This window comes from Hoylesella enoeca JCM 12259 (assembly GCF_000613405.1).
Lineage (GTDB): Bacteria > Bacteroidota > Bacteroidia > Bacteroidales > Bacteroidaceae > Prevotella > Prevotella enoeca.
Genome location: NZ_BAIX01000003.1, coordinates 87,376 through 113,661, shown reverse-complemented (window position 1 = coordinate 113,661; position 26,286 = coordinate 87,376). Strand labels below are relative to the sequence as shown.

Genomic DNA, 26,286 nt, shown 5'->3' with positions numbered 1-26,286 from the left:
TCAAAAACTCATAACATCGATGCGATTAGCAAAACTTTACATATTATCTGCACTCCTGTGGGCCTCGGTTTCGGCCTCAGCACAATGCACATTTCGTAACGACGCTTTTCAGTCGGGCGAATTTCTGTCTTACAATCTCTATTACAATTGGAAATTCGTGTGGGTAAAAGCCGGTACAGCAACAATGTACACCGTGCAAAGTCGCTATGGAGGCAAGCCCGCCTATCGCGCCAGTCTCATCACGCGCGGTAGTCGGCAGGTGGACAATCTCTTCATACTCCGCGACACACTCCTATGTTATTCCTCGTTAGATATGGCTCCGTTGTATTACCGCAAAGGCGCGCACGAGGGCAGGCGATACACAGTCGACGAAATCTTCTATACCTATCCCAACGGGAATTGCCACGTTCGGCAACATCGCCAACATAATGACGGCACTCATCAATGGCAAGAGCACACCTATCCGGATTGCATCTTCGATATGATGAACATTTTTTTGCGTGCCCGTTCATTCAATCCCGAAAGCTGGAAGAACGGATACGTTGTGCCATTTCCTATTGCCGACGGCAAGGGTCGTACTCCCGCGCAACTCAAATATCGCGGAAAAGTCATCATCAAAGCCGATAACGGCATCAAATATCGCTGTCTCCAACTCTCTTATTTGGAACTCGACGACGGCGCATATAAAGAGATCGTCCGCTTCTTTGTCACCGATGACACCAATCATATCCCCATCCGGCTCGACATGTTTTTAAAGTTCGGCTCGGCCAAAGCTTTCCTTGTCAATATGAAAGGCATCCGTAACAAAGTGACTTCCATCGTGAAATAAACCTCATTGACAGCTCCCCACGCCGACAGATGTGGTAAATGCAAAATGAAAAGATGATGAAAAACGGTCGTAGATTAATCAAATACAGCGGTCAAGTATTTACTCCAGACTATTTGGTAAGCAATATTCTGGATTACAGCAACTATGCAGGAGCAGGTATCTTGCATAAACACGTCATCGATAACAGTTGTGGGGACGGCGCGTTTTTATGTGAGATCGTAGACAGATATTGCCAAGTTTTTTTAGAAAACAGCACAGATCGAACTGCTTTGAAAGATGAATTGCAGGCCTATATACATGGTATTGAGATTGAAGAGACTGCTTATCAAAATTGTCTTTACAATCTTGATACTGTGGTTTCAAATTATGGACTCGCTAAAATCGAGTGGGATATTCTGCATCAAGATGCACTTACTACCACGAAATATGATGGCCGAATGGATTTCGTGGTAGGAAATCCGCCGTATGTCAGAGTTCACAACTTGAAGAGTCACTACGATTTGGTGAAGACTTTCTTGTTTGCGACAGGTGGAATGACAGATCTTTATCTTGTGTTTTATGAGTTGGGGCTACGTATGCTTAACCTAAACGGCTGCTTATGCTATGTTACACCAAGCTCATGGCTTACGAGTTTGGCAGCAACTCACATGAGAACCTATCTTTTCCGGCATCAAAATCTGACATGTCTTATAGATTTAGGCCACTTCCAAGCATTCGAAGGGGTTACCACTTATACACTGATTGCCTTGATCAAAAATAACATTCAGACCGAAACAGTTGCTTATTATCGATACGATAGAACTGCAAAAGATCGTGTGTTTGTGGATTATCTCCCTCTGAAAGATATGTATATCCACAATGAGTTTTATTTAGCGAACCGCCAGCAATTATTAGAACTGCGGCGAATCATGCTCTATCCAAGTAAGAAATACGTCTGTGTAAAAAACGGTTTTGCAACTTTGGCCGATAAGGTTTTCATCGGAATAATCCCATTTAAGCAGTTTGTGATACCTGTTATCAAGGCCTCGACAGGTGTATGGCAGTCTGCTTTCTTTCCGTATGACGAGAAAGGGAGACCTTATTCCAAGTCAGTGATTTTCCGAAATGAGACGGTTGCACTTTATTTGAATGATCATAAAGAATCTCTTTTGAAGCAAAAAAACGAAAAAGAATGTCCCAACTGGTATCTGTATGGGCGCACACAAGCTTTAAAAGATGTATTTAAGAATAAGCTGGCCATAACGACTCTCATTCGTGATGTATCTTCGATCAAACTCAATTCGGCACCGATAGGCACCGGAGTATATAGCGGCTTGTATATTTTGGCAACTGTTTCGCAGGATGAAGTGCGGTCACTCATTCTGAGTGAAGACTTCATTTCTTATGTTCAAGCATTGCGAAACTATAAGAGCGGAGGCTATTACACATTTAATTCAAAAGCTCTCGAGCGATATCTTAACTTTAAATTAACAGCGAAATATGATGGGATCAAAAATTTCTCTAAGTGGGAATCGGGATTTTCTGAGGCTATCTCCGATTCGTTTAAGAGTTTTCTGGAGAGAGAAACATCTCGAAGTACAGCCAAATTGAAGCCTTTGCATGGCTTTATTGCTGCAGATTTAGAGCGTATGTTAGGCTCGGACTATCATGTGAAAGCACAAGGTTACGGAGAGGATAAAGAAGGAACGATCAACGGAAGATATATTGATAAAAAGGTGGACATCACTATTTGTCAAGGTGAGAAGCCTATTGCGGGGATCGCTGTTAAGTTTGTGATGCAGAATTATTCGCAAAATGCCAATAATTATTTTGAGAATATGCTTGGTGAAACAGCCAATATCAGAAGTCGAAAGATTCCTTATTTTCAGATATTCATTATTTTTGATAAACTGCCTTATTATAAGAGAGATAAAACAATCAAACATTGGGAGACATTCTCTGGCTATTATATCAAGAAGTATATAGCTTTATCTAATGACAATACGGATATCTTTCTCCATACACCTGATAAAACACTCGTATTTGTTGTGCATATTCCTGAGAATGACTCTTTACAAGACGCAAGCCAATATATGACTTATTACAAGTCGCATGTTGACGTTTCACTATCTGAAACACTGCCTGGAGAGTTCGGTTCGGCTGTGATTCTGAACGACTATCCTACTTTCATCGAGAAAGTTTATCATAAGATTAAATCTTTGTGATGCAATTACCAGAAAACGGCTCATAGTCAATTGATTGCACGTCATTGTCTTGTCGCTTCTCAACAAACCGTTAATGGCGTGGCAATTAACGGTTAAACGGATAATGACTAACGGTTACTTGCATTGCAAGTAACCGTTAGTTGGAATGTTGATGAATCGCTCATGAGAAAGATGCAACGCATGAACGATCTGTGGTTCACTGTCAGTAATCAGTTTTCACTTGTCATTTTGGATTCAGGTATTTCTCCAAACGCTTGTGCAAGAGGGTGTAATGCGTGTGCAGATCGGCATTTTTGGTCGTCTTGATGCGGGCTGAAAGCAGTTGCTCCAACTGTTGCGCATAATGCAACAGATATTCGGATGTCCGGTCGATCGTCACTGCCCACATTGTTTCTGGCTCTCCATAACCATTTCCGAAATTGAGAAACGAATAATCCTCGGCTATCGCGCGCAGGTTACGAACATTGTTGATCTTTGTCATGTCGTCCACACCCGATTTCAGATAGTCCACATATAGGCGCTGCATTGCAATGTCTGCCTCGGTCAGCGACTCTTCGCCGGTCAACGTCTTACGGAAGATGTCTTGATAAACGTCTTCTAAATACTCCAGTGGCGAGTAAGAAGTGGAATCCAAATAATGAGAGATCGCCAGGCGAGGAGCGGCTGCCATCGCCATGGACTGTACGTTGCGAGCCAGCAAACGGAACGGATGTGAGGCCAAATCAGGCAACTTACGCTCCACGGACTCGATACCCATTTCGCCGAATTGACGTGCCTGGGCCAGCAACCACAATGCGGATGCACGTTGTTTGGCTTTTGGAACCACGCGATAACGAGGCAGCCGAGACGATTCCGACGTCTGATAGAGATAGACTCCGGGGACATTTGCATAGATGTTGCGCACATATCTATAAGCCTGCAACATGATTTCGCGATACAACTCTGCCTTGCGCACACCGTCATCACCGTCTTTGATCCAACTGTCGAAATGCTTCAGGATATAGTTCAGATTCTTCATCCCATAGGTTCCGGCCTTGATGGGATCATCGCTGAGGTCTTCTTCAATGGCCGAAGGATCATAGCGGAAGCTCGTTTGCTGCAAACCGTAGCGGTAAAGCGGGTTGCCGGCATGTGCATCGACAAATTTCAGAAGATGCGCAGCATCGTCTTTGTAGCCCCGTGAATGTGGAAACACGCGATAAGCCCACTCCAATGCGTAATAATCATAGGCTCCGAGGAAGGGCGGAGTGAGGCAGACTCCTTTGTCTTCGGGTTGTGCCACGTAATTGAAACGTGCATAATCCATGATCGAAGGAGTTGTTCCGAATTCGCGGGTAAAGGTTGCCGACCTGAGTGAATCTGTCGGGAAAGCGGCCGATGCAGCCATGTTGTGCATGAAACCGAGCGTGTGACCTACTTCGTGTGCAATGACATATTCCAGTGATTGAGCGATGATGCTGTCGGGCATTGTCGTTGCCCGCGCTGCGGGATCGAGTTGGGCGGTCTGCACGAAACGCCAGTTGTTGATCGTGTTGATCACATCGTTATAGACCAATATCGTGGCATTGACAATCTCTCCACTGCGAGGATCGACCCAAGAAGGCCCCATCGCGTTCTCCACTGCAACGGGAAGATAACGTATGCAATTATATTTGAAGTTGTCGGGATCAAACTTCGGATCGTCTGTTGGGAAGTCTTTGACCTGCATTACATTCTTGAATCCGATGCGTTCAAAGGCTTTGTTCCATCGCAACACACCCGCTTTGATCGCGTCTTTCCATAGTTTCGGGAATGTGTTTTCGATGTAATAAACGATTGGTTTGACGGGTTCGGTGAGCTGACCGGCAAAATAAGCCGCCGTGTCTTGGGGCTCGATGCGCCACCGATTGACAAAAGTGACTCTCTCGATCAGTCCGTCGTTCTCCACCATTTTACTCGTCAGGAACATGCCGATGCGCGTATCACTCAGACGTGGAGTCATTGGTTTTTCGGGCAAGAGAGCCAAAGTGAAATTCACTCCGATGCTGACGGGATAATCATTCAATACGGCTTGTCCGCTTCCGCCCATCAAACCGGCCAAATAATTGCGTTCGATCTCCACGCTGGCATTATTCTCGAACACTTTCAATGATGCGATTCGTGAAGTTTCGGATTGGAGATTGGCATTCACTTTGAATTGTCCTGCCATCTTGGCGATGACAGGGAAGAATTTGTCTTCGCGCAGAAAAAACGACGAAACATCGAAAAGCACACCACCATTGGCTTTGTTTCGTGCCTTGATGGGGAAACTATAAAAGTCCAGATTGTCGTAATTGAGTTGGACATTCTTTTTCTCCCGTGCATTGGTTGCATTCGATAGCAATTCGGTGTTGACCACTTGCATGATCATCGCACTGTCTTTCTCGATGAAACGGATGTGCACGAGATTCGAGTTTTTGAGTCCGATCTCGCCCAATTGCGGGTTAGACACCGACGAAATGGTGGCTCCGATGAGCATATCTCGTCCCAAAGAAGCAGGCGGGAGTTCCATGAGCAACTTGCCATCAGTCTTATACAGTGACATGAACGGCCCTTTGGCTGAATCACAACGATGGTCTGTGAGTGCGCGTTGATAAGCATCTTTCTTCACCTCTTGCTTTGCCTGCTTCTTCTTGTGTTTGAAAAGCGAGAAAGAAGAAGCCGTCAGCGAGAATCCCAATAGCAGAATAACCGGCAGCAACCGGCAGCGACCGGCACTGCGAAATGTGTGCAATAAGCTCATTTCTTGACCTCCAATGTTTTGTTGACTTTAAACAGCAACATCTCGTAATGTGATCTGGCTTCGGTCGTGAGATGAGCTTTCAGACAGCGTTCGAGCATAGGCTTGAGGCGTGTCAGACAATTATAAAAATACAATTCGGAATGATCCACCGTCGCAACGTCTATATTCGGTGCCAACGAAGCTGTCGGATTGCCGTAGCCGGAAAGGCTTAGTTGCGATGCAATTTGATGTTGATCAGTGAGCGATCTACTGTTTTCTACCTTCCCATTAATGCTTTTTGAGACGGTCGCTTGCAAATAAGTGAGAAACGAGCGTTGCAAAACGCGTTCATCTTGCGTGGCTGCGCGCTGTTTGATCACACTCTGGAAGAGTCCGTTGAAGAGGTCGTCGAAATATTCTTTCTGCGTGTAAGAATCGGGTGCCAGATAAGATGTGACAGCCACACGAGTGCGGGCGCCCATCAGATCATAGCCGATGAATTCGAGCAGTTGGTCGTAATAGCTCACGGCCATGGATCCTTTTCGCTCGAAAGTGCGGTTGGCATACTGCGTGAAATGCGTGGCCTGGTGCAGGCACCATAGCATAGACGCACGTTGACGAGCCTTGGAAACGACTTGATAACGCGGCACACCGGTAGACAATTTCATGTCGTTGAGATAGATTCCGCCCACATTGCTCATCACGTTTTTAAACAGCGCGTAGTGCTTTTGAGACACGGCGAGATAGAGTTTTTCCTTGATTCGGCTGTCTTCATCGTTCTTGATCCATTGAGACAGATGTTTTTGAATGATTTGGAGATTGCGAATGGCATAGTTGCCCGACTTAATAGCGTCGTTGCCCAATGCTTCACTTTGCACGCGCGGATCCCAAAAGAGTGTATTGGAACGATAATACCGGCAGCGGGGATTGCGAACCTGCACGTCGACGAAGCGTTCGAGTTCTTTCTGTTGAGCTTCATCGTTCACGCGGTCGGTATCGAAATAGCGATAGTTCCATGCTATGGCAAAGTTGTCATAAACGCCCAAACCGTTGGAGATGAGTCTTACACCCTTATCAGAGGGTTGTGCCACATAGTTGAAATGCACATCGTCCATCACCGAAGGAGCCAGTCCTCGCACCGCTGTAAACCGTGCATTGCGAAGCGAATCGGTGGCGTAAGTGGATGAAGCACCGGGGTTTTTGAGTAGTCCGAGCGTGAATCCTGTCTCGCGGGTAACGGCCATCGACAATGCCTCAGCAAACTTATCTGCCGGTAATCGATTCGTTCGGATTGACGGATCGACGGCTGCTGTCTCAATGAATCGCCATTTGTGGAGCAGCGTTTCTACATTGGAGAAAATAAACATCGAAGCATTCAGAATCTCGCCTGTATTGGGATTGATGCGCGAGTCGCTCACAGGTGCTTCGGCTCCGTTGGGTATATAGCGGATGCAAGAATAACGAAGGTTGTCGGGATCGAAGTCGGCGGATTTGCGAGGGAAGTCCACCACCTCGATGGCATTCTTGAAACCGATCTTCTCAAAGGCTTTGTTCCAACGCAAAACACCCTGACGAATCGGCGCCTTCCATGCTTCGGGGAATGCATCGTCAAGATAGAAACGGATTCGTTGGACCGGTTCGGAGAGGCGTCCTTGTGTATATGCTTTCTTATTCTGCGGCACAAGGTTCCACCGATGTGCTAAATAGACGGGCTTGCTCTTGGCAATCGGACTGGGAAAAGCCACTTTTACCGATGAGGCTATGCCCACTCTGGAATCTGTGATACGCGGTCGCATCTTGCTTTCGGGCACCAGCATCACACTGTAAGTGATACCAACTGTGGTCGGAAGATCACCACTGATGGGGAAAGAAAGTAAAGATGCCGAAACCGTATAATTGAAATCGTTGCGAATACTCAGGTTCGTATCAAAGCTCTTGATGCTCCGAATGAATGACATATCAGCTTTGGGAGTGGCCTTGATGGTAAAATGTCCCATCTTGGTGGGCAACACTTGGAGTTGTGAATTAGGTTTGGCAAGCAGCGAAGTGACGTCGAACACCACAGCACTGCTATCGTTTGAATAAGCCGCAATCTTAAATCCGTTGATCACCGGATCTTGATAGTTGAGTGCGAAAGCAGCTTTCATTTCCTCGGGAGCTGTTCCGTCGTTGTAAACGATGGAATTTGGCGTTTTCATTACGACACTACTGTCTTGCAATTCGAAGTAGAAATCAATGGGATTAAAGTTCTTCGAGCCCACAGTAATATATGTTGGGTCGGTCACAGAAGCCACAGTTCCGGCGAGCAACATCTCTTTCCGCAAATACTTCAACGGCAACTCAAAATAGAGTTTGCCGTCGATTTTGTGTAAAGTGATGAACTTGCTCTTGGCTGTTTCGGCCTTTTTGTCCTTGAAGAGACGATCATACTTGGTCTCTTTCTTGGCTTTTGTCGAATCCTTCGACTTCTTGTCGTCGGCCCGCGAAGCAGTGACATAGAGACAAGACAGGAGCAGAAAAACTCCTGTCAGACTGGTTTTGATAGGTGAAAAGTTCATTTTCGGTATCTAAATTTTAATTACGATAAATCATATTTGTGATTTTTCCTGTGATGTTTCGTTGTTGCCAAAGCATTGTTCGACCATTGAGATCGTAACAATAGATGCTTCCCGGCAGATCGCCCGATGCTGCGTTGGTGGCAATATACATCTTACTGTCATCGTTGTTGATGTATATATCCACGATGACTTCGCCCGAGTTGCCCACCGAAAAAGACGGAGTTGTGGGGAAATTCCCGTTGGAAAGCACGTTGTAAGCATAGATATTGTTGCCCGACGAATAGTAAACCAAGCTCTTCCCTTTGGTTGTTCGCACGATCGAAGAGCCAGAGATGCCTGCGGTTGCCGGTATTTCGCCTTTATATTTGACAACTGCTGGAACGCGTTTCTCTACCTTTGTATAGTAATAACCGGGAAAAACGTAATAGAGATAAAACTTGCTTGAGGCGATGTTGCGGGTGATCATCGCAATGTTTCGTTCTTTATCAACAGCTCCCATACCAATGAGTGTATCGCCGGTAAAGGTATTCGGCAAGATTTCTGTGGGCACTTTGTTGTTTTCCACTGACTTACCGAGAAGATGACCATGTGTGTTTTCGAAGAAGACAAAGCCGTGAATGTAGACCAAGTCATCGCGTTTCCATGCGGCGAGAGCATTGGCTAACTTCAACGGATGGCCCAAGGCGGTGATGAGAGATTCCGAATCGTCGAACAAGCGATGGTAGTTATTGCTGTAACGAGCCGGCTTCCCGTCGATCACAACGAATTGGACCTCTTTCTGATTGGCCGGACTTGTTGTGAGAAACGACACATTCCCGTTTGCAGCAACCTGTGAATAAGCGATCATCAGATTGCCATGCATCTCATAAATCGTCGACGGATTGCCAGCGGCTACATACATAATAGGTGCCTTATTCAATGATGTTGCCGGAATTCCGCTGATGGCCCGCGGTGCACCAAACGTGATGTCGGGATTGTTTGGGGCCAAAACATCGAGCGAAAAAGATTTGTCTTTCACACCATCGGGCAGATAAGAGACGATTGTCCGGCCCTTATACTGGCCGAGAATATAGAGTCCTTGTTCGTAGGCATACTGCACATTGATACCAAACTCATAGTATTTGAGATCGTCGCCGTTGGTCACTTTCAGTCGACAAGGGAATTTCCCGAATTCAGAACAGACATATTTCAGCTCGCGATCTGTGGAAACTCGCTTGTAATTCACTTCCCATTCGTACTTCACTTGCAACTGTTCGCCGCTTTGCGTAACGGTGGGCGAGAGTTTGAGCGTGTCCAAACGATTCAGCGTGTAAGTCTTTTCGAAAGGCACGGTGAGACTCAGTTTCGACGTGTTGTGTGTCGAACCGGTGGAATCATCATTGATGCATGAAACGACCGTAAGCATGAGAGCCGTTGCAATGAATATATTTTTGATGTTCATGTTGCTGTGATTTAAATTCTCGTTGATGATTTCAAAGTTCTTCGGGGTGTGCTTTGAAGTATTTGACCACTTCTTGAATGTTCATATAAAGCACGCCGTAAGAGACGCTATTTTGCATCGCTTCCCTGATTTTTTCAGGTTCGCCGTTATAGTATTCCAATAATTTTCGATACTTGGAGGGCCTGTATTCGCCTATTCCCAAGTAAGTTTCAAATATTTCCCAGAAGTCGGGTTTGAGGAGCGCGTTGTCAAACTGGATAACGAGTCGTGTCTTGTCGGGGAATCGAAGGCCCAAATCCTCAGTGGATTCGAGTCGGAGTACTAAACGAACAGGTGTCTGATCGTTTTCTGAAAGATTCTTGCGCAAGAGTTCGATAGGCACTTTGACTGCCCCCGAGTCGGCCGGAATAGCGAACGTCGACGGCAGAGCAGTGAAGTGAACGCCGCTTTGTGCCGTGCTCGAAGGATCGACCGAGAGCTTGAATTGCTGTGCTTTGTTCATCGGCCGACCTGCCATCTGCACGCGAACATTCACCGTGTGTGCAGTCAATGTCGTGGCTCTGGGCCCAAACGTGTAGTAGATGAGCGTGTCGGCATCGGTTTTGAAATAGAAATACACTTGATTGTGACCGTCGAAATAGCCGTCTTTGCTGTGCTCGCCGTCATAATCCACCTGGCTGCATGCTGCCAAAGCGATGAGCGAAATGCTTGCCACCAGGATCTGTTTGATCGTTGTTTTCATTTTGATATGTGATTAATTTTTCAAATGAAATAACTGTCTCTGAATCTACTTATTACCATACTCTAATTCGCGATCTGGCCAGGGGAGAACGAAAATAGCGTTAGTTGGCTCGTAAGTAACCATTGATCGGAAGTCGGAAAAGGCTTGGTTGTAATGCTTCAAAGCATAAAACACTTGACCCTCTCCGGCCATTTCGCGCATACGTTCGCGCAGAAGCTCTTTCTCAAAGTTTTCGCGCGTGTCTGTCTTATCATTTTTCACGGCTTCAAGACCGCGACTTGCCCGCACGCGATTGAGCAGATCGATGGCTTGTTGCCGGTCGGTGTCGTAGATACATTCGCTGAGGATGTAATACATCTCAGGCAAACGGATCAGCGTGATACCTTTCAACACCTTGTTGGAGACCTGTGCTTCGTTTTCGAGAAGTCGAATAAAGGAATAGGTGTTGCCCGCAGACGACGGCGTCACTTTATAAAAAGCGGAGTAACGGAGGTCTGTATTCGTAGCCGTGAACGTGGAAGTCTCATACAGGGCATCGAGATCGCGCCGTCCTTCGATGAATGTTCCCCGATCGGTTTGTCTCAGAAACATGTCCACAAGATTCTCTCCGAGATTGGTGTTATACACACCGAAGATCATCTCATGCGGTGCCGGGAAACGTCGGACGCTGTCTAAGGTGGTGAGTTTTTTCAATTCAAAGTTGGTCGTCGACTCGATTACCTGACGCGCATAACGTGCAGCCTCGGTCTGATTGCCCATGGCATAATAAACGCGCGCTTTGGTTGCAGCCACCGCAAACTTGTTGAAGAACATCACGCGACCTTTCAAATAGTCGTCCTGCATATCATGATCATAATTGACCACATTATCATCGGCGAGGAGCTTTTCAGCTTCGTCCAAATCATTCAGGATCAATCTGTAAGTGTCGTGCAGTGAATAGAGCGGCTTGTTATTCAAGTCGAAGGTCGTGGCATAAGGCAATCCGCGCGTCTGTTTGTTGCTGCGCGTATAATCTTCGGCATAGAGGCGTGCCAGATCGAAATGCAGGAAAGCGCGCAAACCGAGGCATTCGCCTTTCATGAAACTGATCTCGTGCTGATTGAACGACACTTGATCCACGCGTTCCAAAATGCTGTTGATATACGAAATCACTTGATACTGATTGTTCCAAATCTGTTCGATAACAGTCTTTACTCTTGCATTCGCATAGTCATAACGGTTGGCGTGATAGCTCGTCTGCTCTGAATTGTCATAGCCGAACATCTGACCGATTTGGTCAGCAAACCCGTATGTGAGATTCTCTCCATACAAATTGCGGGCTGCCATCTTAGCATATACACCGTACATTGCATCACGGAATCCGCGGATGTTATTAAACTGCTGGTCTTTATCAAGTTGTCCGGAGGGTTGGACATCTAAAAAATCATTGCACGAAGTGATCAATGCAACCGCGACCAGCACTCCTATATATTGAAAAATCTTCTTCATCGTCTTACCTTTTTATTATAATGAGAATCGCAAAGACAGTTCGACACTGCGGTCATAGGGATAAGACAGACCGCGCTCACGTTTCACCGACGACCAGTAAAACAGATCGTTGGCCACCATTTCAAGGTGGAGCCGTTTGAGTCCGAACTTTTGTATCCAGGCCACTGGTACTTCATAGGCCAGCGTGAGACTGTTGAGCGTAACGTAATTGTTGGTTTCCACGAAGCGCGATGTCTGCATCGGCGTGCTCCGATCACCAATAGATTTGAACTGGGTGATATCTCCCAGCTGTTTCCATCGGCTGTAAAAGACACGTCGGTCAGCGTTTTGCTCAGGATTGGAACCCTCGACTTTTGTCGCCAAAGTTTGATTATAGACTGCGCCTCCGAATGAATATTGGAACGAAGCACCCAAAGAAAAGTGCCCATAAGTCAAATAAGTGGTCAGCATTCCGGTGCCGTAAGGCGTCGTATCACCAAAAATCACCTTGTCGTTGGCATCGTAGACGAATGTGTAAGAGCCGTTACGCTTGATGTAGATTTCCTGTCCTGTCACAGGATCGATGCCTGCCGAGGGAACCACTTTCAGTGCAGTGAGCGATTGGCCTTCCTCATACACAGGCAATGGAAGCACTCCTCCTTTTTGTTGATTCTGCTCGTTCTGTTCCCGAAGAGCGTTGCTGATCTTCTTGATCTTATTCTTGTTATAAGCGTAAGTGAGTCCGATAGACCATTGTAAATCCTTAGTCTGAATAGGAATGACACGTGTACGGAACTCGAAACCTTTGTTTTCAACTTCGCCTACATTCTCACGCGACGTAGCAACACCCACTGATGGCGCTTTGGTTATATCCAAAAGGAGATTGTCGGTATTCTTAATGTAATAATCGGCAGAGAAATCCAAGCGTCCTCTAAACATTGTGACGTCTAATCCCACATTCGTACTCAGCGTGCGTTCCCACTTCAAGTTGGGGTTGCCTATGGTCAAAGGAATTGATCCGATGCCTTTTCCGTAATCATAACTATTGCTATAAGCGTAAGTGGTTCGGGCTTGATACGGCTCGAATGAGATGTTACCCAGGTACCCGATACTGGCTCTGAGCTTGAGCAATTGCACTGGTAGGGCTTTCATAAACTTCTCATTGTGAATGTTCCAACCTGTTCCCATACTCCAAAAAGGCGCAAATCGCGTGTCTTTACCGAATTTTGACGAGCTTCATACCGATAGATGACGTCCAGGAAGTAGCGATTATCCCATATCGCATTAGCATTGGCAAAGAAACCGACACCTGTCGACTTATTATCCGAGCCCGAAGGAGAACCGTCGGCATATCGAGTTGCAAACGACGGATGCCCTAATTTGTCTGTGTAATAGCCGATCGACTTGTAGGTTGAGCCGTCTGTCTTGGTTGATTCGATATTGCTTCCGGCCATGACAGTGAGGAATAGTTTATTGAGCAGATAACTATTGTAAGATGCCATCAGCTTACCTTGATAATTCCAAGTATTTGTCCAGCCTTCGGAAAGCTCGCCACGACGAGATCGGTCGCTCTTTTTCAGAATCTCATCGGCTGAAAACGGCGATACGAATGTGCGTGAGTCAAGTTTCGATTTTTGAAAAGAGAAACTGCCGTCGATACGAAATTTCTCTCCCAACCACACTTGCAGAGAAGTTGAATTGAGAACATCGAAGTTGTTGGATTTGCCATAACTGCCCAAAGAAGCTTCATAAAGAGGATTGGTCAGACTGTAATGAAACTTCCTGATCAGATTTCCATCCTCATCGTAAGGCTGTTCATAAGGATTTTGTTTCACCCAATTGCTGAAGTCACCATAAGGTGATGCGTCTGTCGAAACAGATGAAATCGTGATCGTATTATCAAAATGGAACTTGCCTTGAATGTTGTATGATAATCTGAAATTAGCGGAAAGACGTTCACGATCGGAGCCTTTCATTACACCTTCATCCTTTCCGTAACGAACACCGAGATTATAACGGGCCCGTTCATCGCCGCCATCCACACTCACACTGTGCGACTGCGAGATGGCATTGCGCAGCGGTTTAGATATCCAGTCGGTGTTGACGCCGCTCTGCACAATATTATAATATTTGGCATATTGCTGTTCCAATTCATATCGTCTTTGGTCGCTCCGATCGGTATACAGTCCTGCTAACCGCTCGTATTCCAGCTTCTCAGTGGCATTGAGCAAGTGATAATCGCTCAAGTCCGGTGTAGAGAAGCGCAGAGTTCCACTGTAATTCAACTTCAATTTACCGCCTTTCAATGCCTTGGTTGTGATGACAATCACACCGGCCGACGCTTTGGCTCCATACAAGGCCGACGCCGATGCATCTTTCAAGACCGTTACCGACTCGATATCATTCATATCCATGTCATACACATATTCAACATTCACCTGAGAACCATCTACAACAAAGACCGGCATATTGGCCGAACCGTCAAACGTTGCACGTCCACGGATGTTGATATCTGCCAATTTATTCGGATCGGAACCTGATACATTGTTCTCCAATATGACCATACCCGGCACGAAAGCAGCCAGACTTTTCAATACGTTTTTTGTTCCGATGGCCATTAATTGATCGCGGTTCACCGAGATTTCTGCACCGGTGAAACTGTTCTTGTTCTTTGTTCCATACCCCGTAACAACCACTTCTTGCACGGCTTTGGCGTCTTCTGTCAGCACGATGTTGGCTGCTGACCCGCTTTTCACGAGTTGTGTAAGCGATTTAAAGCCGATATACGAGAAAGTGAGATGCACCTCCGATCGATCGGTGGGGATCTCGAAGTGTCCGTTTACATCTGTAACGTAACCACCGTTAGATCCTTGCATCCGAATGGTTACACCTGCGAGCGGAACGCCCCAACCGTCGGTTACTTGTCCGGAAATGCCTTTTCGATATGCGAGCGCATCCTTTTTAGTCACCGTCACGATGTTGCCGTCGATGGCATAATGGCATCCCACCTGATTCATCACTTGTCCCAGCACTTTTCTCACGGGTTGTTCGTGTACATCGATCGTGATATCGCCAAGATTTTTCATCTGATCCGAGTCATAGATGAAATCCAATCCCGTTTGCTTTGACACCTCTTCAAAAAATGATTTCAGTGAAGCGTGTTTTAGTTTGATTGTCACATTCGTTTTACCGACATCTTGTGCCGATGTCCGAAGACAGAGAGGACCACAGCACAGGATGCTTAAAATCAAAACGATCCGCATGTGTTTGATGAATGTTTGTTTCCTCATCTTACTCTTATTAATGGTTAATGACTAATTGATAATGATAGTATTGTTATTGCGTTCTATGTCAATCCCAGTCACATTACCGATGGCCCGGATCATCGATTCGAGTTTGCCGTAGCGGTTCAGTTTACCAGTGAAATGACGTTTGCGCGTTGTTTCATTCTTGAATATCACCTCCACGCCGTACCATTTGGTCAAAACGTCCATCAGTTCATCCAATGGATAGTCTTCAAAGGTCAAGTAACCGATGTTCCAGGCTTCGTAAGGCGTGGTGTCGACTGTCGTCAACGTCAACGCATGATCGCGCATGACTCCTTTTTCGCGAGGTTTCAACGGATGCTCGTTGCCGTCTTTCTGCTTCACACTGATGGCTCCTTTGATCAGTACAACCGATGTTGCGCCGCCTTCATCAGAGGCTTTTGTATTCACGCAAAACTCTGTTCCGTAGACTCGAATATTGCCTTGTGGCGTATGAATAGTGAAAGGACGATGTTTGTCTGGCGCTACCATGAAATAGGCTTCACCGTCTAAGACCACGTCACGACGCTTTTTCCCGAATCGTTCGGGAAAGATCACGCGGGTGTTGGTGTTGAGATGAATCAGTGTTCCATCGTCCAACGTCAACCAATACTCCTTATTATAATAGGTGGTCAACTTACAGACTGCGTCCAATTCTTGTTCGGGGAACACCTTTCTGAGTTCTGCCGACGTCACATTCCGAATGTTTTGATCGATTGTTTTTGTGTCACCGGTCGTGAGATCCATCACGGTGCTATCAGCGCCTTGCCGTCCGCCGGCTCGTGTCTGCTGTATAGCACGCGCCACTTGCGCATCGATGACGAGCCGTTTGGGCTGCAATCGGTTGTTCATCAACCACCAGCCTCCTGCCAAAAAGAGTAGGATCACTGCGGCGGCCACCCATTGATAGCGAATCATTGGCTTTCGCGCGATCGGCGAAACACTGTCACAGCGATCGGTGATACGGGTTAATGCTTCCTCGACAGGGATCGAATCCAAGAACGATGCAACGTCTTCCGGCATTGATACGCCCTCGCTGATGCGCCCGTAAACGGCTTCGTTGCCAGGGATTTGTCGCCAGGCATCCAGCGTTTTTTGCTCTTCGGCAGTCAGTGTGTTGAATAATGACTTGATGATCAAATGCTGTATATCCATTTGAGGGTTTTTATTCAAAGACGAATAGACCCTCAAAAGTGGTTAAAAGAAATATCATTTTTTTAGTATTAAGATAAAAATAGAATACCGGTTCACAAATTTCAACTGACAGATTGGGCCATCAACGCCCAATTTCCGATTCTCAACCAATCATGCTTAATAGGTTGAAAGTTTGCCGCGGAGCGAAGCAATGCCGTGTTTGACATGGCTTCTCACCGTCTCGTATTTGATGTCCAGCAGGGCGGCAATCTCCCGATCGCTCTTTCCTTGGAGCTTCAATTGCAGCACATGGGCGTTTTTCACGGGAAGTTTTTCAATCTCTTCATACAAGCGAGCATAGACATCCAACTCGAAAATCGCTTCTTCCAACGAGTCGCCGACGTGCACATCAATCAGCGCCTCACGTCTGTGACGTTGCTGATAACGCAATGCATCGATGATCTTGTTGTGCAAAACAGTAAACAAATAGGCCTTCACCCGGCCGAAAACCGTTAATGGTTGGCCCGACAGCAACAATTGGCTGAACACGTCTTGCACCACATCCTCGGCATCGGTGACATTCCCGAACAGGCGCGTTGCATAGAGAACCATCGGCGCATAATATGTCCGAAACAGTTCGCCGAACTCCTTTTGTCTGTCTGATTGCCGATTATTCATAACACACTCGCGTTCTCTGTCTCTCCGCGAATTATCAACGGAGGTTTCAATAAGGTGGCAAACTTACACAAAAAAACCGATATTTCACGCTTTTTTATCTATTTTCTTAACATGTAAAAGTAAAAAGGCGAAAAAACAAAAAGCTGAAAGTGTGAAGAAACGAAAAGATGAATGGCGTGAAAACGTGAAAAGATGAAAGAATGGAAAGCTAAAAAAGAGGTTGCAACTAACCATTGGTTGTCTTCTAAAAAACCGTTAATCGTCGTGCAATCAATGGTTAATTGCATGACAAAAGACCATTGATTAGAATCTCCTTTTCCATCTTTCGTCCTCCCTTTTTCCATAAAAGGCTGATCGAACGATTGCGTTTCAGCTAAAAAAACGTATATTTGCAAAAAATATACAAGCACAGATGAAGACCTTGGCTTGGTTGGGACGAATTTGCAGTTGGCCTTTTTATCCCGTGCGCATCAATGCTTCGTTTTTTGCATTTATGTACACGCTGGGGATGATTTGTGCCTGGCTCACCGTTCCGAACACGCGGGGTGCGCATCTTTATGAACATCTTTACATCGAACTTTTCGTTGATCTATACGTCGTTTGTGTCGTGCTGGCGCTTATTCCGCATCGAGTGCGACTGTGGGTGAAGGCACTGCTCTACGTGATTTTTTATGCCACAGCTCTCGTCGACGTCTATTGCTTCGTCAAATTCGATTCGACGCTCACTCCGACGATGCTTCTGCTCGTGGGCGAAACGGATGGTCGCGAAGCAGGCGAGTTTCTTCGGGCTTATCTTTCGGCCGATATCATGTTCTCTTCGGTGGGTTTCGTCGTGCTATTGATGCTATTGCACGTGGCCAAAGTGTTTGCACCGCGACTGCAAAAACATCTCTCTTATCGCTCGAAAATCTTTCTGAAAGCCTATCAGCAACGGTTGCACAGCATGCTGAATCGGTATCAGTCGTTGGCTGGCGTGCTGTGTGTAGGGTTGTTGATTTACGGCGGTTTCGCAACGGCTCACAACAAATCGGCCACTTGGAAGCTGATGTCGGGTGGTACGATCGGCGCTGTCGAACACACGTTGACAGATCGAAATCACGCTATTCTCTATACACCCATCAGTCGGTTGCTATTCAGTGTCTATGCCAACTCATTGGCTTCACAGCAAATCCATCAGTTAATTGCAGCCGCGAACAAGGTTCGGGTGGATAGCTGCAACTATCGTTCGCCAACCATTGTGCTGATTATCGGCGAGAGTTATGGGCGTCTTCACTCGCAGCAATACGGTTATTTCATGCCCACGACACCGCGACAAATCAGGCGTGAAACATCGGGGTTGCTGGTGAAATACACCGATGTGGTGTCGCCGTGGAACCTGACGAGCTTCGTATTTAAGAATGTTTTCTCGATGAGAGTCATCGGTCAGCCAGGCCAATGGTGCGATTATCCGTTATTTCCCGAACTTTTTCGCAAGGCGGGTTACCACGTGACGTTTCTCACCAATCAATTTCTGCCCAAGGTAAAAGAGGCTGTTTATGATTTCAGTGGTGGTTTTTTTCTGAACAATCCCATGTTGAGCAAAGCCCAGTTTGATACGCGCAACGACTCGTTACATGCTTATGACGATGGGCTTTTGCGTGATTACGACCGCGTGAAAGAGCAAAATAACGCATATAATCTAATCATTTTCCATCTGATCGGCCAACATGTGCAATACCGCACACGCTATCCCAGCGATCGGCGACGGTTTCGCGCTGAAGATTATGATGAGAAACGCCCTGAGTTGAATGGCAAGCAGAAACGTATTTTGGCTGATTATGACAATGCAGTGCTATATAATGATTCGATTGTTGACCAAATTTGCCGGCGTTTTGAACATCAGGATGCTGTCGTGATTTATATGCCCGATCATGGCGAAGAATGTTATGAGGGTACGCGTGGCTTCATTTGCCGTAACCATTCGGCACAAATCGACTATGATTTGGCCCGTTACGAGTTTGAGATTCCGTTCTGGATATGGTGCTCGCACAAGTATGCCGTGCATCATCCCGAGGTTTTTCGCGAGATCGTTATGGCGCGTCGGCGTCGTCTGATGACTGATGCCGTACCGCATTTATTGGCTTATCTCGCTGGTATTCATGCTCCTGCTTATCATGACGAATACAATGTTCTCTCGCCAAAATACGTTGAATGTCGGCCGAGATTACTCAAAGGGCGTGTGAATTATGATGAATTGAAACCCCAACCAATGCTCTCTCCCAACTTCTCCAAAGGAAAGGAGTACAGTCGTTGATGCTGAATCTATATATAATAAGGTAAGTGGAAGATCATAAAAACAAGCTATCCGATCATGCACAAGTCTGTTCCGACATTGCGCGAAACGCTCCTTTTTCGGAAGAGAAAGGGTCGAGAGGGGTGTTAACTCGCTCTCAATGCGCGGCGCTTCGCGGTTTGGCGATCCTTGGAATTGTGTTGCACAACTTCTGTCATTGGCTCGGTCCCATCGTGAAAGAGAATGAATACACATTCTCCCAACAGCATGTAAACCAACTGATGCAGGTCATTCGCCAACCCGATCAATATTTCCCGCTTCATCTTTTGTCGTTTTTCGGCCATTACGGAGTCCCTATTTTCCTCTTCCTTAGCGCTTATGGACTGGTGAGGAAATATGAAAATGCTGTCCCATATAGCTCTCATAAGGTTTTTATCCGCCATCACTTTCAGAAACTTTTCAAGTTAATGATCGTGGGATTTGTTGCTTTTACGATTGTGGATAACATCACGCCGGGCACGTTTCATTATCAGTTCGGAAACGTTTTAGCCCAATTGGCGATGGTGAATAACCTTCTTCCAAATCCCGATAAGGTGATTTGGCCGGGTCCTTATTGGTTTTTCGGCCTGATGTTACAACTGTATTGCGTGTACAGATGGCTGCTTTACCGGCGCCATTGGGGTTTTACGATTGCCTTGATCGTTGTTTGTTGGCTACTGCAAGCAAGTTGTTCGCCCGACGGTGAGATGCTCAACCGGTTGCGTTATAACTTCATTGGTGGCGTACTTCCATTCGGTGCAGGGTTACTTTACGCTCGATGGGAACGCTTTTGGCCGTCCGTTATCCAGTGGCCGACACTTATCCTGTCGTCGGTGATGATCATTGCACTCAGCATCAGCTATCAATTGTGGTTCTGGGTGCCACTATTCGTCTGTGCATGGGGTGTAAGTTTCGTTAAGATACTGCCCCAATGGGCTGTTGAAAGACTGTCTTGGATAGGCGGAATATCAGCTGCGCTGTTTGTGTGTCACCCCATTACGCGTAAGATTTTCATACCGATGAGTCACCGAGGTGATGTTTATACGGGACTATTATTATATGTGATAGCCTCTGTTTTGATTGCATGCCTGTTCCAAGTATTGATCAAGCGCATCCCCGATCCTAAACTGTGAACATCCCGAAAACGATGAAGTGGAAGATAGACGATATCGAGTTAGGAAACATCAGTAGGTTTCGCGGTGAGTTGATGGGCATAGCCATGCTGTTCATCATCCTCTTTCACGTGGCTCTTCCACGGTCAGACGCATTCTTCGGATTACGTAGATTGGGCAACATTGGTGTCGACATGTTTCTCTTTTTGAGTGGAGTGGGGCTCTGGTTTGCATGGACTCGTCGGCCATCTGTCAACTATTTCTTTGCCCATCGATTTCTTCGCATCTATCCCGCATGGTTGATTGCTGCCAGTTTGTATTACATTCCCGATTTCATCAATGGTGGAGGACACAGCCAAAGCCTGTTAGACATGGTTGGAGACATCGTTATCAACTGGGACTTTTGGCTCAACGGCGAACTCACTTTTTGGTATATACCCGCCATCATGCGCTTTATGCCATCGCGCCGATGTATATGCAACTCATCATTAGGCATCCGATCTATCGCTGGTTGCCCGTAGTGATGATTATGTGGTGCATACTTGTGCAGTGGGTGACACCCATTCATGATCTTGTAGGTCATTTGGAGATCTTTTGGAGTCGTGTTCCCATCTTTCTGATCGGCATCGACTGTGGTGAAAAGGTGCGTCAACGGACCATGATGGATGGTGCTTCCATTGGGCTGATTATCATTATGTTTCTGATGTCTCTGTTCTCTTCGCTCTTCCTCGAGCAACATCTGCACGGCCAATTTCCGCTTTATGTGGAGCGGATGTTGTATATTCCGCTCACCGTCACGACGATACTCATGCTCAATCGTGTGTTTCGTCGCATGCCCGAATGGTTCAATCGAGGTGCCCGTTGGATAGGAGCGCTGAGTTTGGAAGCTTATCTTCTTCATCTCAATTTTATTTTGGTGAATATCGAAAAGTGGCATTTGGGCTATTGGTCCACCTTTTTCATCTGTGTGGGAATCACTTTACCGGTAGCTTGGGTGCTGCATCAGACAGTGCATTTGATAGAAAGGAAACTTGCAAAATGAAGCCAATTCTGCGCCTGATCAGGCCTCAACAATGGATCAAAAATGCCTTTGTGTTTATTCCGATGTTCTTTGGTGGAAGTCTGTTGAATACAGATGCGCTCGTTGCCAGCATCATCACGTTTGGCGCTTTCTGTCTGATCGCATCGGCCATTTATTGTTTTAACGATGCGATCGATGTCGAAGCCGATCGCAAACATCCTGTGAAATGTCGCCGACCGATTGCTTCCGGCGCCGTAACGGTGTTTCAAGCGTATGCAATGATGATGTTGCTTGTGGCCGGTGCAGCAGTTTTGGTGTTGTGTCTGGGGGGATATCGTTGGCGTGTGGGGGGCGTTTTGCTGGGCTATTTGCTGTTGAACATCGCTTATTGCACGTTTCTGAAACGTTACGCCATTATTGATGTGTGTGTCGTTGCATTCGGTTTTGTCTTGCGAATACTGGCCGGAGGTGAGACAACCGGCATTGTTCTCAGTAATTGGTTGGTGTTGATGACCTTCTTGCTGACGCTTTTTCTCTCGTTTGCTAAGCGTCGTGACGATGTGATGAGAATGAATTCGACAGGTGAACCACCGCGAGCGAACACCAACCGATATAATCTCACGTTCATCAATCAGGTAATCACCATCACGGCTTCGGTCACTTTGGTGTGTTATGTGATGTATACGGTGTCGCCCGAGGTGGTGAGCAGGTTTCACACGCGGCATCTTTACCTCACCAGCGTATTCGTTTTGGTGGGATTATTGCGATATATTCAGCTCGCTGTTGTCGATGAAAAGAGTGGCGATCCCACGAAAGTGATCCTGCGCGATCGCTTCACTCAGCTCGTTGTTTTGGGTTGGGGAGTGAGTTTTTTTGTGTTGATTTATTTATTGTGAGATAGATTGGGTCGGTGTAATAGGTACAATCACTTTTGTAAGTTATGAAAGAAAGAATATATATTTACGATTTTGACGGCACGCTCACACGCCGCGACTCGTTGTTAGATTTCATTCGTTATGTGCGCGGAGAGCGTTCGTTGCTGTTCAGTTTGCTGTTATTCAGTCCGTTGTTGATGTTGATGAAATTGCGATTATATTCCAATGGTCGAACCAAGGAGCGCCTTTTTGCTCACCACTTTAAAGGAATGAGTATCAGCGAGTTTGATAACCATTGTGCGAAATACGCTTTTTCGCATCCCGATTTGCTGTTAGACGCAGCTCGAAAAGCCGTTAATCAGGTGACTACTAACGGTTACCGAGTTTTCGTTGTCAGCGCAAGTGTTGATCGCTGGGTGTCACCTTTCTTCCGAGACATGCCTGACGTGACGGTCATCGGCACACAAATCGAAGTCAAAAACGGTTTGGTCACGGGCCGATTCAGCACTCCCAACTGTTACGGAGCAGAGAAAGTGCGCCGTATTCAGGCGTTGTTGCCTCATCGGGAACACTACGAACTCATTGCGCACGGCGACAGTCGGGGCGACAAAGAAATGTTAGATGATGCAGATCAAAGCTATTTTCGACCGTTTAGATGAGGCCCGACGCCAACAGATAGGCGAGGTTTTGCGCTTCGTTATTGTTGGAGTGGTGGCCACATTGTTGCAATACGGCATTTATAGTGCATTGATTTTGCTCATCCGGAGCGATGCTTCGGCGGCACAGGCGCAACTTTTTTCCACTGCAGCTATGACTGTTGGCTATGCCATTAGTTTTGTTTTCAACTTTGTTGCAAGCACGCGTTACACGTTCAAAGTGAAAGCAAATGCTCGTCGCGGAGCCGGTTTCGCTTTGTCACATGCGGTCAACTATCTACTGCAAATCGCCACGTTGAATCTCTTTCTGTGGTTGGGCATGAGTCGGCAGTTGGCTCCCGTACCGATGTTCGGCATCTGCGTGCCGATCAACTTCTTATTGGTGCGATTCTTTTTAAAACGTTGAGGCAATGCGAAAAATCATAGCCCTCTTTCGGATTCGCCGTGAAGAGCGATGGCCGGCAGTGCTGATCGTCACGCTGTTGGCCATTCTGAATGCCCTCGTCATCTATAAATACGCAGACCAATTCACGCTGTTTTATAAGAATTATCGGGCTCTTTACATCAAGGTTTTTCATATCTCGGGCTATGATCCGCTGACTTACGAGGTCGTTTCACAGTGGACCACAGGCTATCAAGTGTATCGTCATCCGCTGTTGGCATTCTTGATGTATCCTGTTTATGGGCTGAATCAAGGCTTGATAGCACTTACTGGGATCAACTGTGTACAATTCGTGGTGGCCGTTTTGCTGTTGTGCTGTACGCTCTATGCCTTTATTTTCCTGTTTAGAATCGGTCGAGAACTCATCGGTTTACCGTCGGTCGATGCTTGGTTACTCACCTTTCTCACTTTCTCTTTTGCCTATGTGCTGGTCGCTTCGATCGTTCCCGACCATTTCATCATATCGATGTTTGTGCTGATTTTTACCCTTTACGTCAGTGGTCGACAGCTCATTGCAAACCGATTGATGACTCGTTGGCAAACTGTCGGTCTCTTTCTGCTCACCGCCGGAATATCACTCACCAATGGCGTGAAGGTTTTTCTTGCAGCCTTATTTACCAATCGTCGTCGCTTTTTCAGGCCTTCGTTCCTGCTTCCGGCGGTGATTCTCCCTGTGATCGGCCTCGGATTATTTGCCCGTTGGGAGTTTGACACTTTCGAAAAACCTAAAAATGAGCGGCGTGAAGCATTCAAAAAGCGAAGCGAGAAACGGCAACGCGCCCGTTTATTCACGACTTATCAGATGGCGAACAAACATAAAGATTCGATCCAAATAGCTGCTCTCGTCGATTCGGTGATGCGTGTTCGAGCGCAGGAAATCGATCGAAAACGACGCCAAGAGCCTAATACGACGCACAAGGGACAGCCAATTGCACAAGTGGAGTTCCTCAATTGGAGTGACATCAGCACTTCGCGGAGTGCCACTTGCATCGAAAATCTTTTCGGCGAATCGTTGATTCTCCATCGGGAACATCTTCTTGAAGACACGCTTGCAGGTAGACCCGTGATCGTTCGTTATCGTTCCGCACTGCCTTATGTCGTTGAAAGTCTGATCGTTGGACTCTTCTTGTGTGGCATTTGGTGTGGACGCAGAAGCCGATTGATGTGGATGAGCCTGTCGTTTTTCGGTTTCGACCTGTTGCTTCATCTGTTGATCGGCTTCGGAATTAATGAAGTCTACATCATGACACCACATTGGGCATTTGTCTTAACGATAGCAATGGGCTTTCTGTTTAAGACTTTACAGGGAAGGAAACGCATCGTGCTGCGAGGCGTTACGGCATGTCTTACCGTCTCGCTCTTGATTTATAATGTGACATTGATCGTGCAATATCTTCTCCAATGATACGTATTTTCAAATTAAAAAACGAAGAGTGGTGGATCGCTCTTATAGCTTTCATTGTTGTTGCAACACTGCTCGCGCTGATGATCTACCAATATTCGCCCTTGTTTCTACGTGGAGGCACATTGGGATATTGGTCTATATTCTCGCGCAATTTCCGTATGTCGGGCTACGATTGTTGGTCTTACATCACGCTGTCTAACCTCAGAATCCATTTCGAAACGGCTCGTCATCCGCTCTTTTTAACACTTTTGCTACCCTTGTTTCAAGCTAATCAATGGCTGATGAACGCCACTGGCATCAATTTCGCGGTGTTTCTCATGGGCGCACTAACCACCTTTTGTGCCGTTTATGCCATCGTTTTCCTGTACCGAACGATGAAAGAAGTCATCGGACTCAGCATAATCGATGCGTTGATTCTCACACTTTTGTTTTTCAGTTTGGCACATGTGATGGTGGCGATGATCGTCCCCGACCATTTCGTTTTGTCTCTTTTTATGCTGACATTGACATTGTATGTGGCCGGAATGAAACTCAAACGTGGCGAAACATTCACGCTTTGGCAGTCGGCTTGGCTGCTGTTTCTCACCGCGGGAATCACTGTTACTAACGGTATTAAGACTCTTTTGGCTGTTCTTTTTGTGAATGGCAGACGCGTGTTGACGATGAAGTTTGTGCTCATCGGTGCTTTGTTGCCTCTCGTTTTGCTGTTTGCCATCCAGCGGTTTCAATACAATGCCTATGAGATTCCGCAACAAACGGCCATTCATCTCATTGAATGGGCGAAGCAAAAAAAAGATAGTGCGGCCGTGGTTCGGCATCAGGCGCAACGCAACCGATGGACAACCGAACATTCGGGAAAGCCTATCAGCCATCTGCCTTTGCTTGATATGACCGACGTAACGACGCCGCGCATACCCTCAATGATCGAGAATCTATTCGGCGAATCGACTCAGTTGCACCGTGATCATTTGTTGGAAGACATGGCGTTTACGCGTCCTGTCTTCGTCACTTACCGTTCGGTGCACAATTATATCATCGAGTTTGCGTTGCTGTTGTTATTTTTCATAGGATTAATTTACGGTCGTCAGTCGCCCCTTTTACAGCTGTGCACCTCATGGTTTGCCATCGATCTCACGCTGCATATCATCTTGGGATTCGGCATCAACGAGGTTTATATCATGGCGGCAGATTGGATCTTCATCATACCTCTTGCTTTGGCGTGTTGCGTTCAACGCTTAAACGCTGTGCAAAAAAGTGTTTTTCGCATTGCGATTTTATGCTTTTCGCTTTACCATTTAGCGTGGAATGGAAGCCTGCTTGTGATGCATCTGCTAACGCCTTATAATCAGTTAGTTAGATGAACGTG

General features: G+C 46.5%; 16 protein-coding genes and 2 pseudogenes. 10 read left to right on the top strand and 8 right to left on the bottom strand.

All coding sequences use genetic code 11. The annotated features are described in order from the left end of the window. Window positions 1–19: 19 nt before the first annotated feature. Together JCM12259_RS02065 and JCM12259_RS15990 are read left to right on the top strand one after the other, a co-directional pair. Window positions 20–829, top strand: a complete 810-nt coding sequence (locus JCM12259_RS02065; protein WP_025065233.1) for a DUF3108 domain-containing protein — start codon at window positions 20–22, stop codon at window positions 827–829. Window positions 830–882: 53 nt separating this feature from the next. Beyond that, on the top strand, window positions 883–3,033 hold the full coding sequence (locus JCM12259_RS15990; protein ID WP_159105365.1) for an Eco57I restriction-modification methylase domain-containing protein: 2,151 nt from the start codon (window positions 883–885) through the stop codon (window positions 3,031–3,033). 223 nt (window positions 3,034–3,256) lie between these two features. On the opposite strand, the gene JCM12259_RS02050 is transcribed toward JCM12259_RS15990, so the two are convergent. From JCM12259_RS02050 to JCM12259_RS02015, 8 genes and pseudogenes are all read right to left on the bottom strand, one after another. Beyond that, the gene (locus JCM12259_RS02050) at window positions 3,257–5,794 is read right to left on the bottom strand and encodes a zinc-dependent metalloprotease (RefSeq protein WP_025065232.1); all 2,538 of its coding nucleotides are present in this window, start codon (window positions 5,792–5,794) and stop codon (window positions 3,257–3,259) included. Next, window positions 5,791–8,331: a zinc-dependent metalloprotease gene (locus JCM12259_RS02045; RefSeq protein WP_025065231.1), complete on the bottom strand. Its 2,541-nt coding sequence runs from the start codon at window positions 8,329–8,331 to the stop codon at window positions 5,791–5,793. Before JCM12259_RS02045 ends, JCM12259_RS02050 begins: the two co-directional genes overlap by 4 nt. Before the next feature lie 16 nt (window positions 8,332–8,347). Further along, complete coding sequence (locus JCM12259_RS02040) at window positions 8,348–9,772, bottom strand: PKD-like domain-containing protein (RefSeq protein ID WP_025065230.1); 1,425 nt, start codon at window positions 9,770–9,772, stop codon at window positions 8,348–8,350. 31 nt (window positions 9,773–9,803) lie between these two features. Then, complete coding sequence (locus tag JCM12259_RS02035) at window positions 9,804–10,514, bottom strand: DUF4843 domain-containing protein (protein WP_025065229.1); 711 nt, start codon at window positions 10,512–10,514, stop codon at window positions 9,804–9,806. 45 nt (window positions 10,515–10,559) lie between these two features. Further along, complete coding sequence (locus JCM12259_RS02030; protein ID WP_025065228.1) at window positions 10,560–12,002, bottom strand: RagB/SusD family nutrient uptake outer membrane protein; 1,443 nt, start codon at window positions 12,000–12,002, stop codon at window positions 10,560–10,562. A 15-nt stretch (window positions 12,003–12,017) separates the two neighbouring features. Then, window positions 12,018–15,271 (bottom strand): annotated as a pseudogene (locus JCM12259_RS13320) (SusC/RagA family TonB-linked outer membrane protein). 24 nt (window positions 15,272–15,295) lie between these two features. Further along, window positions 15,296–16,441: a FecR family protein gene (locus JCM12259_RS02020; RefSeq protein WP_025065227.1), complete on the bottom strand. Its 1,146-nt coding sequence runs from the start codon at window positions 16,439–16,441 to the stop codon at window positions 15,296–15,298. 156 nt (window positions 16,442–16,597) lie between these two features. Further along, on the bottom strand, window positions 16,598–17,098 hold the full coding sequence (locus JCM12259_RS02015) for an RNA polymerase sigma factor (RefSeq protein ID WP_025065226.1): 501 nt from the start codon (window positions 17,096–17,098) through the stop codon (window positions 16,598–16,600). A 412-nt stretch (window positions 17,099–17,510) separates the two neighbouring features. Between JCM12259_RS02015 and JCM12259_RS02005 the strand changes: the two genes are divergently transcribed. The 8 genes and pseudogenes from JCM12259_RS02005 to JCM12259_RS01970 all read left to right on the top strand — a co-directional run bounded on the left by JCM12259_RS02005 (window position 17,511) and on the right by JCM12259_RS01970 (window position 26,281). Next, on the top strand, window positions 17,511–19,391 hold the full coding sequence (locus JCM12259_RS02005) for a phosphoethanolamine transferase (protein ID WP_025065224.1): 1,881 nt from the start codon (window positions 17,511–17,513) through the stop codon (window positions 19,389–19,391). A 77-nt stretch (window positions 19,392–19,468) separates the two neighbouring features. Beyond that, window positions 19,469–20,542 carry an acyltransferase family protein gene (locus tag JCM12259_RS02000; RefSeq protein ID WP_051559082.1) on the top strand — a complete coding sequence of 358 codons (1,074 nt, stop codon included), beginning with the start codon at window positions 19,469–19,471 and terminating at the stop codon, window positions 20,540–20,542. A gap of 14 nt (window positions 20,543–20,556) precedes the next feature. Then, a pseudogene (locus JCM12259_RS13310) lies at window positions 20,557–21,563 on the top strand (acyltransferase family protein). Then, entirely contained in the window at window positions 21,560–22,438 is an 879-nt protein-coding gene (locus JCM12259_RS01990) for a decaprenyl-phosphate phosphoribosyltransferase (RefSeq protein ID WP_025065222.1), read from the top strand. The pseudogene JCM12259_RS13310 and the gene JCM12259_RS01990 overlap by 4 nt, the downstream one beginning before the upstream one ends. A gap of 44 nt (window positions 22,439–22,482) precedes the next feature. Next, window positions 22,483–23,076 carry an HAD family hydrolase gene (locus JCM12259_RS01985; protein WP_025065221.1) on the top strand — a complete coding sequence of 198 codons (594 nt, stop codon included), beginning with the start codon at window positions 22,483–22,485 and terminating at the stop codon, window positions 23,074–23,076. Further along, entirely contained in the window at window positions 23,042–23,479 is a 438-nt protein-coding gene (locus JCM12259_RS01980) for a GtrA family protein (protein ID WP_081784142.1), read from the top strand. Before JCM12259_RS01985 ends, JCM12259_RS01980 begins: the two co-directional genes overlap by 35 nt. Window positions 23,480–23,483: 4 nt before the next feature. After that, window positions 23,484–24,920, top strand: coding sequence for a DUF6080 domain-containing protein (locus JCM12259_RS01975; protein WP_025065219.1), 1,437 nt, complete (start codon window positions 23,484–23,486; stop codon window positions 24,918–24,920). Continuing rightward, the gene (locus JCM12259_RS01970; protein ID WP_025065218.1) at window positions 24,917–26,281 is read left to right on the top strand and encodes a DUF6080 domain-containing protein; all 1,365 of its coding nucleotides are present in this window, start codon (window positions 24,917–24,919) and stop codon (window positions 26,279–26,281) included. Before JCM12259_RS01975 ends, JCM12259_RS01970 begins: the two co-directional genes overlap by 4 nt. The last annotated feature ends 5 nt before the right edge of the window (window positions 26,282–26,286 follow it).